This window comes from Clostridium sp. 1001271st1 H5, assembly GCF_005845215.1.
Taxonomy (GTDB): Bacteria; Bacillota; Clostridia; order Lachnospirales; family Lachnospiraceae; genus Enterocloster.
Window position 1 is genome coordinate 13,452 of the sequence record NZ_SPHO01000010.1, and the last position, 15,126, is coordinate 28,577.

The 15,126-nt window shown below is 50.2% G+C and carries 10 protein-coding genes; 2 read left to right on the forward strand and 8 right to left on the reverse strand.

Annotation, left to right across the window (positions count from 1 at the left end; translation table 11 throughout):
• The first annotated feature begins 98 nt into the window (after nucleotides 1–98).
• Nucleotides 99–1,442, forward strand: coding sequence for an MATE family efflux transporter (locus FGS84_RS15920; RefSeq protein ID WP_138309524.1), 1,344 nt, complete (start codon nucleotides 99–101; stop codon nucleotides 1,440–1,442).
• Here FGS84_RS15920 and FGS84_RS15925 read toward each other — a convergent pair.
• The 7 genes from FGS84_RS15925 to FGS84_RS15955 all read right to left on the reverse strand — a co-directional run bounded on the left by FGS84_RS15925 (nucleotide 1,389) and on the right by FGS84_RS15955 (nucleotide 11,319).
• Nucleotides 1,389–4,817, reverse strand: coding sequence for a glycosyl hydrolase (locus tag FGS84_RS15925; RefSeq protein ID WP_138309525.1), 3,429 nt, complete (start codon nucleotides 4,815–4,817; stop codon nucleotides 1,389–1,391). The genes FGS84_RS15920 and FGS84_RS15925 overlap by 54 nt on opposite strands.
• A 10-nt stretch (nucleotides 4,818–4,827) precedes the next feature.
• Complete coding sequence (locus tag FGS84_RS15930; protein ID WP_138309526.1) at nucleotides 4,828–5,661, reverse strand: carbohydrate ABC transporter permease; 834 nt, start codon at nucleotides 5,659–5,661, stop codon at nucleotides 4,828–4,830.
• Nucleotides 5,658–6,557 (reverse strand): sugar ABC transporter permease, encoded by a 900-nt coding sequence (locus tag FGS84_RS15935; RefSeq protein ID WP_138309527.1) that lies wholly within the window; start codon nucleotides 6,555–6,557, stop codon nucleotides 5,658–5,660. Before FGS84_RS15935 ends, FGS84_RS15930 begins: the two co-directional genes overlap by 4 nt.
• 141 nt (nucleotides 6,558–6,698) lie before the next feature.
• Nucleotides 6,699–8,048: an ABC transporter substrate-binding protein gene (locus tag FGS84_RS15940; protein ID WP_243129995.1), complete on the reverse strand. Its 1,350-nt coding sequence runs from the start codon at nucleotides 8,046–8,048 to the stop codon at nucleotides 6,699–6,701.
• A 316-nt stretch (nucleotides 8,049–8,364) separates the two neighbouring features.
• Nucleotides 8,365–9,120 (reverse strand): M23 family metallopeptidase, encoded by a 756-nt coding sequence (locus FGS84_RS15945; RefSeq protein ID WP_138309529.1) that lies wholly within the window; start codon nucleotides 9,118–9,120, stop codon nucleotides 8,365–8,367.
• A 40-nt stretch (nucleotides 9,121–9,160) separates the two neighbouring features.
• Nucleotides 9,161–10,114, reverse strand: a complete 954-nt coding sequence (locus tag FGS84_RS15950) for a SpoIID/LytB domain-containing protein (RefSeq protein ID WP_138309530.1) — start codon at nucleotides 10,112–10,114, stop codon at nucleotides 9,161–9,163.
• 164 nt (nucleotides 10,115–10,278) lie between these two features.
• The gene (locus FGS84_RS15955; RefSeq protein WP_138309531.1) at nucleotides 10,279–11,319 is read right to left on the reverse strand and encodes a M42 family metallopeptidase; all 1,041 of its coding nucleotides are present in this window, start codon (nucleotides 11,317–11,319) and stop codon (nucleotides 10,279–10,281) included.
• 201 nt (nucleotides 11,320–11,520) lie between these two features.
• On the opposite strand from FGS84_RS15955, the gene FGS84_RS15960 reads away from it, so the two are divergent.
• Complete coding sequence (locus tag FGS84_RS15960) at nucleotides 11,521–13,449, forward strand: P-loop NTPase fold protein (protein ID WP_138309532.1); 1,929 nt, start codon at nucleotides 11,521–11,523, stop codon at nucleotides 13,447–13,449.
• Nucleotides 13,450–13,576: 127 nt separating this feature from the next.
• On the opposite strand, the gene FGS84_RS15965 is transcribed toward FGS84_RS15960, so the two are convergent.
• Nucleotides 13,577–15,070 carry a carboxypeptidase M32 gene (locus tag FGS84_RS15965; protein WP_138309533.1) on the reverse strand — a complete coding sequence of 498 codons (1,494 nt, stop codon included), beginning with the start codon at nucleotides 15,068–15,070 and terminating at the stop codon, nucleotides 13,577–13,579.
• Between the last annotated feature and the right edge of the window lie 56 nt (nucleotides 15,071–15,126).

A 15,126-nucleotide genomic window follows, 5' to 3' on the forward strand; every position in this document is an offset into this window, starting at 1 on the left:
AGCTATAGTTACCTATGAACATGTAACAGTCCGGACAGTCATTTTCCATCTGCCTGAACTGTTACATCCAATTATATCTGGAAAGGATAATGACATCCATGAAAAACCTGACCTCCGGACCCATTCCCGCACAGCTGATTTCCCTGGCCTTTCCCATGATAATAGGCAACATCCTTCAGCAGTTCTACAATACCATAGACGCCATGGTGGTGGGCCGGTACGCAGGCGGCGCTGCCTTTGCTGCCATCGGAGTGGCTGGGACTGTCATGAACCTGTTTATTTTTGTCATCAATGGTTTCTGTACCGGAATCTCCATCCTGCTGGCTGGTTTTTATGGGTGCAGGGACTGGAAGAATTTCAGGCGTGAATATTTTGTATCCCTGGCAGCGGGCAGTATTTTCACTGTGTTCCTGAGCCTGGGCGGCCTGGCGGCCTTATCTCCCCTGCTGCGCCTGATTCAGACGCCGGACCAGGTGGCCGGGCCTGCCCGTACTTACCTGACCATTATCTTCCTGGGGCTTGGGGCTTCCTACCTGTACAATTTCTGCAGCGCTGTCCTGCGGGCTGCGGGCGATACGGCTGCTGCCCTTATTTTCCTGGCAGCGGCCATCTGTTCCAACCTGGCGCTGGATTTGGTGCTGGTGGCCGGCCTGGGACTGGGTATTGCGGGGGCTGCCTGGGCCACCCTAATCTCCCAGCTGTTCTCCGCTGTCCTCTGCCTGGTCTACATGCGGTGTAAGGCGCCAGAGCTTATATTTACCCGGAAGGACATGGTAGCGGACCTGTCCCTGCTGAAATGCACCTGCAGGTACTGCTTTGTCACCGCCCTGCACCAGTCCAACCTGTACATCGGTAAACTGCTGGTCCAGGGCGCGGTAAACTCCCTTGGAACCAGTGTTATCGCCGCTTATACGGCGGCCGGACGGCTGGAGGGCTTTGCCAACTCCTTTGGCGACAGCGGCAGCGCCGCCCTCTGTGTGTTTCTGGCCCAGAACAGCGGGGACACACATAAAAAGAGGGCCCGCCAGGGATTTGCCGCAGGTACCATCCTGCTGACATCCCTGGGAGTCCTCTCCTCCCTGCTCTTATTCTGCCTGGCCCGTCCCGCCGCTGCCTTTGTGCTGAAAGGCACAGGACCCGGTGCCCTTCCCCAGTGCATCCTTTACCTGAGAGTCATATCGCTGTTCTACACCTTCTGCTTCATGGGCAATGCCCTGGTCGGATACTTCGAGGGCCGCGGCAGAATACTCATACCGGTCATAGGAGCCACGGGCCACATCACCCTGCGGGTTGTCCTGTCCTATATACTGGCCCCCGGATACGGGCTTCCTGCCGTGGCGGCCGCTACCGGCACGGGCTGGGCCATGGTGGTGGCGTTCTGGTGGATATTATGGTTCCGGAGCAACCATGTGAAGAAGCCTTACCGGGCCCAGGAGGCCTGATACATAGTTCCGGCTGTCCCGGTCCATATTGTCCTCGTTCCAATAGCGGTTCCATCCCAGGGCCATTCCCTGGTCCACCAGCATGTGGCGCCGTTCATTGGACGCCAGGTTGGATACCACTATGGTAATCTCATTTTCCCCCTGGCGGAGCAGGTCCGTGATGTCCGCCCTGTAGGGATGCCACAGCCTTGTGTCCGCCAGCCTGCCGTTAACCCATATTTCCGCACAGTGATTGACTTGGCCAAGCTCCAGCACACAGGTGCCTTTCTTTTTGTCCGCAACCCATGTGTTTGTATACCTGCCCCTTCCTGAAAACCACGGAAGTCCCAGCATACGCCAGTCCTGAAGATTGGTCCTGACCGCCTTCACGGATACGCGGACCGGCTGTTTCAGGCCGTCCCCGCAGCTGCCTGCTGTTATCTGAATGGTGAGTATATGAATGCGTTCATTGTCAGGAAGTCTGTACGCCCCATTTTCCCACTCCATTTCCTTGCCGTCCAGCAGGCAGACCGTGGTCCCGGCTGCAGCCGGTTCATAAATAACCGTTGTTCCGGCAGGTATTGTGATTGTATAATAGAGCTTTCTCGGATAGGCCATGGTCCGGCCGAACAGCGGCAGGTCCCCCCACGGTTTCATGGGCGGTCTTCCCCGTTCCCATGCTTTCAGCCACACATGCTCCAGTCCCGGATAATTAAAGTTTTTTACCTTCTGTACATCAAAATCAGCTGCCGTAAACCGCCTGTCCGAATCCGGCTGTTCCCATCCTTCCCACAGGCTGTCGGTTACTATCCAGGTGCTGTCGCTTTTCACCGTTATTTCGCTGGTTTTGCAGACAATGGTCCCCTCCATAAGAAGGGAAATAAACCGGTCTGCAGGCAGCTCCTCCGCAGAACAGACATATACATCCTGAAGCGGTTTATGGTTTGTCACATGAATGGCCAGAGTATTTTCTCCCTGCGCCAGCATGCCCCTATCCGCAAATACCACAGGCTCTCCACCGCTGGCTCCCCTGTATACCATTGCGCCGTTAATATAGCATTCAAAGGAATCCACTGCAGCCACGCAGAACTCCGCTCTTTCAGGCATGTCTTCCAGGAAAACCGTCTTTCTGAAATACAGGTCGGTTGCGTCAAGCTGGTCGTTCCAGCTGCGCCTGCGTGTAATCCACCGTCCGCTCCACAGGCTCAGATGGCGGCCGCACGTCCCTTCCTCCCCGGAACAATTGCAGATTCGGATAGTCTCTGTCTCAGAGGACAAATCAGAGGTGAATCCCGCAATGGGGATTTCCAGCTCCGTGCTGTCTGTATCTGATATCCCCTTTTCCCGGCTCCGGCAGGACGCGGAAAGAGGAAGAAAATCCCATTTTCCTGTAATCCACTCTTCCTCCCGCCGGGTCCCCTCGGGAAGGGCCGGTCTGGCCTGGCTGATTGTATGTCGGTCCAGGCCAAATAGTACATAGACAGCTTCTCCCGGCTCCAAATCCATATAGAGACGGATACCGTCATTCACCTGTTTATACCTGGCCTGCGCCATAGCTCCTTTTTCAATATCCAAAAGCACGGGCGCCGAAGCGTGGCGGAAGAACAGCACCGGACTGTGCTTCTCGCCGCTGCTGTTGACCACCAGATAATAGTCAAAATCCCCTGCCTTTCTGTGATTCAAAAAAAGGCTGCCGCGGTTTCCGTAAATCACGGATGCGGATGGCGGTGCCAGGCTGGCTGCTGCCTCAGGAAGGCGGCTGATGCTGCAGACCGTTCCATTTAACACTGCGTCCGCCCTTTCATTTGCATTTTCCCTGTCCTCCGGCCCGGTCCGGTAAAACAGCAGGCTGCCTCCGGCCTTTGTCCATGCTTTCAGCTTTTCCGCGGTTTCATCCATCAGGCTTCCCCCTTCCGGAAGAAGCAGTACCTGAAATCGCTGCTGCCCCATGCACAGCCTTCCCTCATGGATATGGGAGTTTATGATGGATTCCTCGTCCACCATGTCCGTATCCAGCTGGTGCTCAATCATGATATTAAGGGCCTGATGGAATCCGTCGCTGACAGCCCTTCCAACTGCATTTTCCTCTCCGTTCTCCATATTTTCATCCATGGTGCCTATAGGGTAAAGAATGGCGTAATCCACCGCAGGCCTTCCCTGGCTGTTCATATAGGACAGACGCCTTATATAGTCGGCAAATATCTTAAAATAGTCCCAGTACGGATTCTGGTAGAAAAAGCTGGTGGGCCAGTCGCTCTGGGAACCCTGGTGTCCGCATTCATAATAGAACCCATGGAGGATAAACATGCTGGTTCCCATGGCTGCCAGGGTGTTGATTCCTTGTTTGAACTCCTCCATGCTGCAGTTCCATCCTGCGCCTCCCAGGGCTTCCGACATGGCTCTTTCCTTTCCGTAGAGCCTGGCCACGGACACGGAATATTTCGGCTCGCAGTATGTAATCCGTCTGGGATACCGGTACCGGTAATCATGGCAGTCCGAGCCGGGCACCATAAGGTGGCGCATGGTCTTAAAATAATCCCCCTGTCTTCTGGGATGCTCCCACAAAAACTCCTCTGTGTGGCCTGTAAGCTGCAGGCCGTACCTGCGGCACCAATCCGATATCTGTTTAAAAAAAGCCTCCTCGTACATGGCGGTTATGAGGGAATAATAGTCCCTGCGGACCTGCTTATCCCTGTCATCACTCCCGTCCACAAGAGAGGGAAGCTCCTCAAGGATGTCATAGCCGTATGTGTCCCGGAAACATCCCGGCAGACGGTCTGTCCAGGGCAGAGGATTTCCCATCATATAGATTTCGTCAAAAAAAATGCCTGGTATCAGTTTTCCGAAATCCTCTCCCCACCGCTTTCTGTACTCCTCATGGGTCAGTTTTATGAAGGAGGCAATGGTTTCAGGATTCAGATAGTCCACTGCCTTTTCAAATACCTTTTCGTAAAACTCATAGACAAAACCGCCCTTTCGAACGATATGGTACGGCCCGGTCCCGGGCTTTTCATCCGCCTTTCTCTTCACCGCATAAAGCCCCTTTGCCATATTGTCCCTTCCACGGGACAGAATTCTGGAGGGCTTCTGGAACCCGTATTCAAAGGTGCTGCCCGCGGTGCCGCTGGGCCATGCATACTCGTCGTAGAGCCAGGGGGTAAATCCCTGTTTTCTGGCCTCCTCCACGCAGGCGCCAATGGCATCCCACCATGGCTTCTCCAGGTAAGGCGTTTTAAGGTAGGCCCTGGGATGCATGAAACCGCCGTATACGCCCTTCTCCACCATCTGGTCAATCTGCCAGGCCAGACGCTCCTTTTCCAGTTCTCCGTTTAAGAACCAGAAGGCCAGCACACTGTATTCCCTTCCCGGGTCCTTAAAATCATGAATCAAATCCATACCCTTCCTCCTATCCCTTCACTGCCCCGGCAGCAATGGACTTTACGAAATTTTTCTGCATGCACAGATACACCACCACAATCACAAGGGCGCTGATGGACAGGGCCGCAAACACAGGCGTATAGCCTACGGTCTCCGTCTTTTTATTAAACAGGGCCACGCCCACGGAAAGGGTGTATTTGCTCTCGTCCGTGATGGAGGTCAGGGCCCACAAATACTCATTCCACACCTGCATGGCTGACAGGATGGCCATGGTGGCCAGGATGGGCTTTGCCAGGGGCAGCATGATTTTCCTGAATACCTGCATGTTGCTGCATCCGTCCAGCTTTCCCGCCTCCATCAGCTCATCGGGCAAATCCTCAAAATAGTTCCGGCAGATAATCAGACCCATAGGGGCAAATCCCTGGAAATACGGAAATACCAGGGCCGGAAGGGTATTGACCAGATGCATCCGGTTCACCATGGTAAACATGGGCAGCAGGATGATGGCCGTGGGTATCAGCAGGTTGAAGATAATCATATAATAAAAGAAGGTCTTACCCGGAAATGCAAGCTTTGCAAAAGCATATCCGGCGCAGGTAACGAACACCAGGTTTACGGCAGTGGTAACCAGGGTAACCACCACGCTGTTCATGAAATACCTGGACATGCCTGCATCGTTCCAGGCCGTTGCGTAGTTCTGGAAATTAAGCCTGGCCGGCAGGGTCCAGATGCTTTCCAAAAACTCTGTCTCTGTTTTCAGGGACTGGATGACCACCCACAAAAGGGGATACACGGATATAAAAAATGCCAGCAGCATAAAGAGAAACAAAAACCATTTACATACATTTTTCTTATTCATCATGAAGCCCTCCCTGCCCTTTTCTTCTGGACAATGGTTTTAACTGCCATAATCGCCACCATGATAAGCATCAGTATGACGGATGCGGCCGTGCCTGCGCCGAAGTCCCGGTTGGTAAATGCCTTTGTGTAAATGTAGGATGTCATCACGTCGGAAGCGCCTCCCGGCCCGCCCTGGGTCATGACCCATATCAGGTCAAAGAGCCTGAGTCCGTTGGTCACGGTCAGCATGGCCAGCACTGCAAAGGTAGGCTTTAAGTAAGGAATGATGATGTAAAACAGCTTCTGCCAGAAATTGGCGCCGTCAATCTGGGCTGCCTCCAGGAAATCCTCCGGCATCTTGGTGATATTGGCGTACATAATCAGCATATTAAAGGGCTGTGAACGCCATATCCAGGTAATTGCAATGGCCCAGAGGGCTGTCTCCGGACGGCTGAGCCATGCCTTTGCATACTTCCCCAGTCCCGCCATCTTAAGGAACTGGTCCACTGGCCCGATGGTGGGGTCATAGATAATTCTCCATATGCAGCCCACCACCACCATGGATATCAGGTAGGGTATGAACAAACCCGCATTGAAAATTTTCTTGCCCGGCACGCCCACATACAGTACATAGGCAAACACGAACCCAATGGGAATGGCCAGGAAGCTGACCAGAATAAGGTAAAATGTATTCCACAGGGAGCGCACGAACTTGGGGTCCGCCAGAACCTTGGCATAATTTTTAAAACCCACAAAATGTTCCAGGGCTCCAAGTCCGTTGTATTTATAGAAGCTGGTCTGCAATGCATTGACAAACGGTATGTAAAGGAAAATGACCATGACAATGATGGTGGGGGCAATCAGCGCCAGCGCTGTCATCATTTCCTTCCTTTCTTTTAATGTTTGGGATGATTTCATTTTTATCTCCTCTCGGCGGGCCATAACATCGGCTGTTCTGTCAGATGCGGCGCAGGAACCTGTGCCTGTTCCTGCGCCGTTTTTCTTACTGCTTTATTTCTGAAACATGTCTGATGATGCTGCCTGTCACGACGCCCGGCATCAGTTCAGGTTGGACAGATAGGTCTCCTCATAGAGCTGGTTCAGCTGGTCCGTCACATAATCTATGTCGTAGGTGCCTAACAGGTAATTGGGCTCCAGGTCTGTCAGGAATGTGTTCTGGATTTCCGTTGTTATGTTCACTGGCACATAGATATCAGGAATAAAGCCATTTTTACCTGCGTCAATGTATCCCTGCATGGCCTCGTTGTCGCTGGTCAGCTCAAAGTTGGTAAGTCCGGGGTTGATGAATTTCGCATAATCCTCTGAAAATGCAGTCTTGGACGTCATGAACTTCACGAACTCAATGGCTTCCTCCTGGTGTTTGGAGGAATTGGTCACTGCCCAGATACTGCTGGAACCGCCCAGGCATCTGGCAGGCTTTCCCTCCACACCCGGCAGGGCATAGGAAGCCAGCTCCACTCCCTCCGGCACGTTCTCAGTCAGATAGGAAAGATAGTTTGGCTGAAGCATGACCTGAACCAGCTCCTTCTGTACAAAGAGCTGCTGCATGGTCTCCCGGTTGCCCGTAAGGCCGGATTCCGGGAACCACCCCTGGTCCCACATATATTTAAATTTTTCAAGGCCCTTCCTGACACTCTCAGATGAGAAGGTCATGGAACCGTCCTCAAAGGCATTGGGATTGGCATCCAGCTCCTCACGGCAGTACTGGTCCCAGAAGATTCGCGGCCACCAGTCCATGTTCTGCTGCTGCATGGATACGGGAATCTTTCCGGCTGCTTTTATGGCCTCGCAGTTTTTCTCAAATTCCTCCCATGTAGCGGGAACACTCAGTCCCAGTTCCTTATATACGTTCTTGTCATAGATAACAGCCACAGTGGTCATGGTAAATGGCACACCGTACAGCTTGTCCGCGTAGTCGGAGCCGATTGCCTTAAGGGTGGCCTTGCAGTTGCTCAGCAGGGTCGGATTGATTGTCTCTCCCCAGTTTGCGTCCTTCTCATAATTCTGTCCGTTTTCCACTGCGCTGGTCAGGTCCACCAGCAGGCCGCTCTGCACCTGGTCCCCAATGAACTGGGAGTTGGTCATGACCACGTCCGGCAGCTCATTTGCCACATTCAGCGCTGTAAATTTAGAATAGTAGGAATCGGAGGGCACATATTCATATTCAATGTTGACGTCCGGGTTAAGCTCTTCATATACGGAAATCATTTCTTCCACCATTCCTCCGTAATTATCCAGCACCTTTATGGTAACCTTTTGGCTGCCGTCCCCTGATGCAGCCGTATTTCCCTCACCGGACACTCCCGTATTTGAAGAGCCGCAGCCTGTCATGGCTGACGCGGACATGGCCGCACAGGTTAAAAGCGCAATCAATCTCTTATTCATCATAATCCTCCTATACACTCTGTTTTTTCTTCTTATCCTATTTTTCTTCCATTTTTTATTTGCTGCAAGCTTGCATGTTCATTTTGTACAACCCAATCATACATTATACAGCTGTTTTTAGTCAATTTGCAATCAATGCAGGAGGAATACTTTCATGTTTTTCCGGGGTGTACTTTCATTCCGGCATGGTATTTTCATGTTGTCAGGCAGTTTTTCCCCTGTTTTATGTAAAAAAAGAAGGGCAGAAAACATGGCTCTGCTTTCTGCTCTTCCGGAATCTCTTCCTGATATTTACGTTTTGTCCATACTTTTATGAACCCTATTCCATATAATCCAGAGGGTCCACCGTCTTATCCTGGTGCTTCAGCTCAAAGAATACATTGACGCCTTCCACGGAATAATACTTGGTAGGCTCGGACACGTAGCCCAGGGTCTGTCCCTTTTTAAGGTACTCGCCCTCTGCCGCGCAGACTTCCTTCAGCTGGCCGCAGGTTGCTGTGTACTCGTTGCCCAGGTCCATGACAACATAATTTCCGATTTCCTCATTGGAACCCACTTCCAGGATTCTGGCATTGGCCGGGGCTTCCACCGGTGTGCTGACATCGGACTGAATCACAAGGCCGGGATTGCATTTGTACTGGTCCAGGGTGGGGAAATAAATGGTCTGGTCCATACTGTAGTCCAGAAGTACATTTCCCTTTACAGGCCACACCATCTTACTGGTATCTGTAAAATTGAGTACCAGTGCATCAGCTGCATCCCTGCCTGCGCCTGCTTCCGCCGCCAGGTCATTTCCCTGGTTGGCATTCTGGGCAACCGCTGCCTGGGTGGGAGCCGGTTCACTCTTCTGTGTCTCTTTTGCCGCGTCAGAGGCACCTGCCACCTGGGGCATTTCCGGTGCTGTCTCCTGGGCAATCATTTCTGGCTGGGGCACTTCAAGGTATGGATTTGTCTCATTACCTTTTCCTCTTTGTACGGTAATCACTCCTGCTGCGGCTACTATAGTCAGCAGGCCTAACACTAGCATGACAAGAAACAGCTTATCCTTGAACATCTGGTTTACTTTCTCTTTCACGTTTATCACCTCGGTACTATTCTTACCAAACCAAGGCTACTTATTCAGAAATGAAAGCAATATTTTTATAAAAATATCCAAGGATATCTTCGGCCTTCCATCCCTCCTTTGCTTTCTCATTGGCAGTGGCCTGACTCAGCCCGTAGCCGTGCCCGATGCCCTTCACCACCGCCCTGATGCCGTCCTCATACGGCTCCAGCACAAAACAGGAGGAAGCCAGGCCCAGAGCGTACTGCACCTCCTCGCCGGTGTATCCTGCATTGCCAATCTGGACGTCATCCACATACCCGGCTTCATCCCTGGACACAATCTGTATGGTGTCCGGCACCTGGGAGGCTTCAATGGTCCTGGAGCCGGATTCCCCGGCCGGAATGCTGTTGATGGCCGCCGTAAACGAATCCCTGGAAAAGGAGAGCATCTGCATGTATCCCTCTGCCTCCACATCCCCGGGGCAGTCCACGGTCTGAAGATACGGATGGGTAAAATCCCCCTGTCTGGTCATTCCGGCCGTGGCCCTGCAGTACATGGGGTCAATGCATTTACCCTCGTAGGTCATGACAATGCCGGACGTGGCCTTAACCGCATCCTCCAGTTTTTTGTAGTAATCCGGAAACCGGCTGGACCCCCACAGCTTTTTCAGCTGGTCCGCCTCCAGATAATCCATGTCCAGGGCGGATTCTGCTATCTCTTCCCCGTCCCCCAAGCCTTCCATCTGCCTGCATATGTATGTCCTGGCAATGATGGCCTGTGCCTTCAGTGCTTCCGGCTCGTACTCCACCGGCATCTGCCTGGCAATGACTCCCGGCAGGTATTCCTCCATATCCATATAATAGGAGCCGCTGGTCCGGTCCAAAAGAATCCTGCGCCTGCCGGACACCTCCTTCTGCTGCTCATAGCGCAGCTCCTCTCCCCGGATTGTGCCTGTCCATGCAAGGGTTCCTACATAAGGCACCATAAGCCCGGTGAGGGCCGCCCATATGATGCGTTTATTCACAAAATCCAATCCCTCCTTCCCGTATCAGGGTAATCCCCTTACAACTAATATATGAATCCGGGGACAGCCCTATGTTTCAGGGATTTTGCCGCACAAAAAATATCGCCGCACCGTTCTAATGCCGGCGGGCGATATTTAGGTTATTATATGATATTTTCCCAGACTTACCCGATATATGCCTGAATCAGTCTGAAGGTATTCTCTGCGCCTTCCTTATGGCTTCTCTCATAGCCATGGGATGCGTAAACTCCGGGACCAATGAGGGCGTGGCGTACATCGTAACCTGCTTTCAGGGTAGTCTCTACGTCGGAGCCGTAATGGGGGTATACGTCCACGGCATAGCTGATTCCATGCTCCTTTGCCAGTTCCACAAGGCGGCATACAATGTCATAATTGTAAGGTCCTCCGCTGTCCTTTGCACAGATGGACACCTGGCGCTCCGTGCACTGAAGACCCTCTCCCACGCAGCCCATGTCCACGGACCATGCTTCGGTTACACCGTCCGGAACTGAGGAGGAACCGCCGTGGCCCACCTCTTCATAGATGGTAAAGTGGGCATAGACCCGGCGTTCAGGGGTCACTGCCTCATCCTTAAGATATTTTGCATAGCCCATTAAAATGGCGGCGGACAGCTTGTCATCCAGAAAGCGGCTCTTGATGTAACCGGATGGGGTAATCCTGGTCCGGGGCTCAAAACACACATAATCTCCCGGCATGATGCCCAGCTTAACAGCGTCCTCCCTGCACTTCACATCCTCATCAATCAGCACCTCCACCGTATCCCAGGTGCGCTCTGTCTTCTCATAGCTGCCGTTTACATGCACGGAGGCGTCCGCCAGCTGGCAGGTTCCCTCATAGATTCCGTCCGCTTTGGTGACAATCCGCACATTCTCAGTCTCGGCATTAGCCGGTTTCATGCCTCCTATATTAGTCAGCTTCAGCCTTCCGTTGTCCTTAATCTGGGTAACCATACCGCCCAGGGTGTCGCAGTGGGCCTCCAGCAGAATTCCGTCCGCCTTGTTCTTCCCGCCGAAATCAGCAATCACGCCTCCCTTTTCAGTACGGTGAGCCGGTACCCCCAATGCCTCCAGTTCCTTTAACAGGTACCCGGTCACTTCCCTGCCATAGCCGGAAGGGCTGTCAATGGCCAGAAGCTTCTGGGTCTGTTCCATTATGTAGTCCACATATTTTCTGCAGTCAGACATATCCGTTCTCCTTTGTTGTTGGTATTACTTACTCAGAGTCATTCTACCAGAAAAACTGCGGTATTACAAGCAGGCTGTCCGGTTCTACGAAAACCTTGATAATTACTTAAAAACATAGCCATAAACTCTGACCTGTAGTATAATTCATAAAATGATGCCGTGTTCATACATCATTAACTACATATGGAAGGAATATTGTCAATGAGTGCGAATGATAAAACATTAATTTCCGTTACTGACTTACCTGCATACAAAGATGAGTTTGAAATAACCCCATATATAAATGGTCTGGCCAATTTCATCAAAAGCTGTGAAACCCCATTAACTATAGCAATCCAGGGTGAATGGGGAAGTGGCAAAACAAGCATCATGAACATGGTCAAAAACCAGTTAAACAACACCACAGGTCTTAAATATAAGGCCGTATGGTTTAATACTTGGCAATATGCCCAGTTTGATTCTGTCTCCAGATTAAATGTGATGTTTATTACTGATTTAATCGAACAGCTTTTTGAAGATAAAGATAAAAGCAGTACACAGAACCTTAAAAATGCTAAGCCTGTAGAGGCGATGAGCAAGGTCATGAAAGTAATCACCAACAGCTATATTGATAAGGTTGCCGATGAAAAAATAGGTTTAAAGGATTTTACGGAAACTGTAAAAAATTCCATGAAAGGAGCCTCAGCCCAGGATGGCCAATGGGATTATCAAAAATATCTGCATACTGAATCCCAAGCCATGAGAGATTTCAAAAAGACATTCGGAGCATATGTGGAATACTGCTGTAAACAATATGGCTATGACCGGATTGTTTTTTTCATCGACGATTTGGACCGGATTGCTCCATACCGGGCCGTAGAACTAATGGAAATTATGAAAAATTTTCTAGACTGCGAATATTGCATTTTCATACTGGCCATAGATTATGATGTAGTAGTCCGCGGCGTGAAAGATAAATTTGGTGAAACCCAGGAAAGCAAAGCACGAAGCTTTTTTGAAAAAATCATCCAACTTCCTTTCATGGTGCCAGTCAATTATTACAATGTGGAACACTATGTAGAAAATTTGTTAAACGGACTCGGCCTTTCCATTCAAGATTCTAAAATACATAAAAATTTATTTGAGTTAATGAAATTATGTACTGCCAACAATCCTCGAGCTATAAAGAGACTCTTGAATGTCTATGCCCTGAATCGTATGGTCAACGGAGCAGTGAAAAACAGTGAAACACAGAATTTAAGAGATGTCCTGTTACTGGGCATACTGGGCATTCAACTTTCCTACTCCAAGCTTTATGATTTCATCCTTACCAACCACCAATTTCTCACAATGATGGTCAAAGGCAAGTCCATGTGCCTCATGGCTTATCTCTCCAGTCCAGCATATCTGAATGAAGAGATGGACGAAACGGATGTCATTGAATTATGCAGGCCCCAGACAAAGGAGGGAGAATCTCTAAGGCCAGATGGCGATACCTCCCCGCTCACAAACGAATTTTATTTGCTGAAAGAACAATTAAAACGGTCAGGAATCTCAGAAGAATGGATGGAGTTATGTGAGATACTATCATCCTTCACAATACTTCTTAAAAACAGAGACGATGATGCCATTTCACCTGAAACCTTGCAGATATTTCAGGATATATTGAAATTATCAAAAATTTCATCTTATGAAATACCGAAAAATACACTCTCTAAAAAGAATCTGTCCATAGAGTATGAAATATATGGTGAGAGTCTGCATGCAGAGTCCGCAAAAGAGATGTATTTATATGTTATGGAACGGATACTTGAGGAGAATGCATCCCAACTGGACAAAGAATCGCTGTCTGACATGTATTCCCAAGTGGATTGTTTTTACGATTATAGCTGTTTGCCAGCAAGTGAAGTAAACCTGGATGATATAAAAGAGCTGGAACAATATATCATGAAAAATGCATCTGCTAGAACACTTCCCACAAACACGCCGGGACAAGCAGTAACTAAATTCCGCCGGGGTAAAGTCCTGGAGATAGGGAACATGACAGCATTTTTGGGAGCATCACTGGATTTGAAACAGATGGTTAATTATATCAATAACCTGGCCCGCTATTTTAAAGAATCCAGTATTTTCAAGTATAAAATTTTATAGGATTACTTTAAAAAGCGCTGGCTCATCCAATTGAACCAGCGCTTTTTTGACTTTATCTACGGGGTTCTAACTTAAATGCCTACCGTTTTATATTTTCATTGTATACATAATATCTGACTTTTCACTACTATAATCCATAAATCCTGCTATATTTTTCTTTCAGATACCTGACATAGTACTCCGGATTGAAATCTTCCCCGGTCACGTCCTTCAGTATCCGGCGGCTGTCCTTCAGTTTTCCGTACTGATGGATGTGTTCTCTCAGATAATCACGAATTACATCCACCTTTCCTTCCTTCAGCAGGCCGTCAAAATCCATGATTTCCTTCATATGATAGTACAGCTGGGCGCCGAAAGCGCTTCCCAATGCATAGGACGGAAAATATCCAAAGGACCCCTGGGACCAGTGGATGTCCTGAAGCACTCCCTCTGCCGGATTCTCCGGGCGTACCCCCAGATATTCCTCGTATTTATCAGCCCATATCTCAGGCAGTTTTTCCACGTCCAAATCTTCCTCTATCAGCATTTTTTCAATTTCATACCGAATCAGTACATGAAGGCTGTAGCTCAGTTCATCTGCTTCCGTGCGGATTAATCCGGGCGTGACTTTGTTGACTGCCTCCACAAACTGGTCCAGGTCCGCCTTCCCCAGCTGTTCCGGGAACATCTCCTGCACCCTGGCGTACACAGGCTCCCAGAAGGAACGGCTGCGCCCAATGATGTTCTCAAAAAAACGTGACTGGGATTCGTGCATGCCCATGCTGGCTCCCTGTCCAACGGGCGTCAGTGTCAGGTCGTCACGGATACCCAGCTCATAGATGGCATGGCCTGCCTCATGGATAACGGAAAACAGGGAGCTGTCCACGCTGTCAGTGTAATGGGTGGTAATGCGCACATCCTTATTGTGCAGATTGGTTGTAAATGGATGGGCGCTGACTGCCATGACGCCCCGGTCAAAGTCAAATCCCACATATTCCGCCAGAAACCGCCCCAGCTCCTCCTGCTTCTCCTCCGGGTAGCTGCCTGTCAGGAAGGAATCATCTATTTTCTTTCCCTCCTCCATCACCTTTTTGAGAAACGGCACCAGTTCCTTTTTCAGGATGCTGAAAAACCGGTCCAGATTCTCCATGGAAAATCCATTTTCATAGTCATCCAGCATCACATCATACAGCTTCCTGCCATCCTTTGCCCTGTAGCCTGCGAACTTCTTCTGAAACTCAATTACCTTTTTAAGGGTAGGGGCAAATGCTTCAAAATCCCGGTCCTTTTTTGCCTTGGCCCAAACACTGGTTGCCCTGGCTGTGAGGCGGGCAAATTCCTGGTATTCCTCCTGAGGTATGGGACATATCTGTTCCCGCTCCTTTAGCAGTTCCCTGACATTGGCAGCCTCCGCCTCTGTCAGCTCCTTGTCCCCGCTGCATTTATCCAGCAGCTCTTTCATCCCGCTGCAGGTCACTGCCTGAAAATACTCTCCTGACAGCACTCCAATCACCTTGGATGTCAGCTCTCCTGCCTCCTTAGGCGCCAGCGTCTCGTTGTCCCACTCGAACAATGTCATGGCTGTCTTGATGGCCATGGCTTTATCCATGTATGTTCGTAGCTGGTCATATGCTTTGCTCATTGTCTTTTCCTCTCTTTCCATAGTTTATGTTCTGTTATGTTTTGTCTGTTCTTTGA

What these genes read in the sequence shown, in the direction of transcription:
- FGS84_RS15920 (WP_138309524.1), top strand. Translation starts at nt 99, where the DNA reads ATGAAAAACCTGACCTCCGGACCCATTCCCGCACAGCTGATTTCCCTG.
- FGS84_RS15925 (WP_138309525.1), bottom strand. Translation starts at nt 4,817, where the DNA reads ATGGATTTGATTCATGATTTTAAGGACCCGGGAAGGGAATACAGTGTG.
- FGS84_RS15930 (WP_138309526.1), bottom strand. Translation starts at nt 5,661, where the DNA reads ATGATGAATAAGAAAAATGTATGTAAATGGTTTTTGTTTCTCTTTATG.
- FGS84_RS15935 (WP_138309527.1), bottom strand. Translation starts at nt 6,557, where the DNA reads ATGAAATCATCCCAAACATTAAAAGAAAGGAAGGAAATGATGACAGCG.
- FGS84_RS15940 (WP_243129995.1), bottom strand. Translation starts at nt 8,048, where the DNA reads ATGATGAATAAGAGATTGATTGCGCTTTTAACCTGTGCGGCCATGTCC.
- FGS84_RS15955 (WP_138309531.1), bottom strand. Translation starts at nt 11,319, where the DNA reads ATGTCTGACTGCAGAAAATATGTGGACTACATAATGGAACAGACCCAG.
- FGS84_RS15960 (WP_138309532.1), top strand. Translation starts at nt 11,521, where the DNA reads ATGAGTGCGAATGATAAAACATTAATTTCCGTTACTGACTTACCTGCA.
- FGS84_RS15965 (WP_138309533.1), bottom strand. Translation starts at nt 15,070, where the DNA reads ATGAGCAAAGCATATGACCAGCTACGAACATACATGGATAAAGCCATG.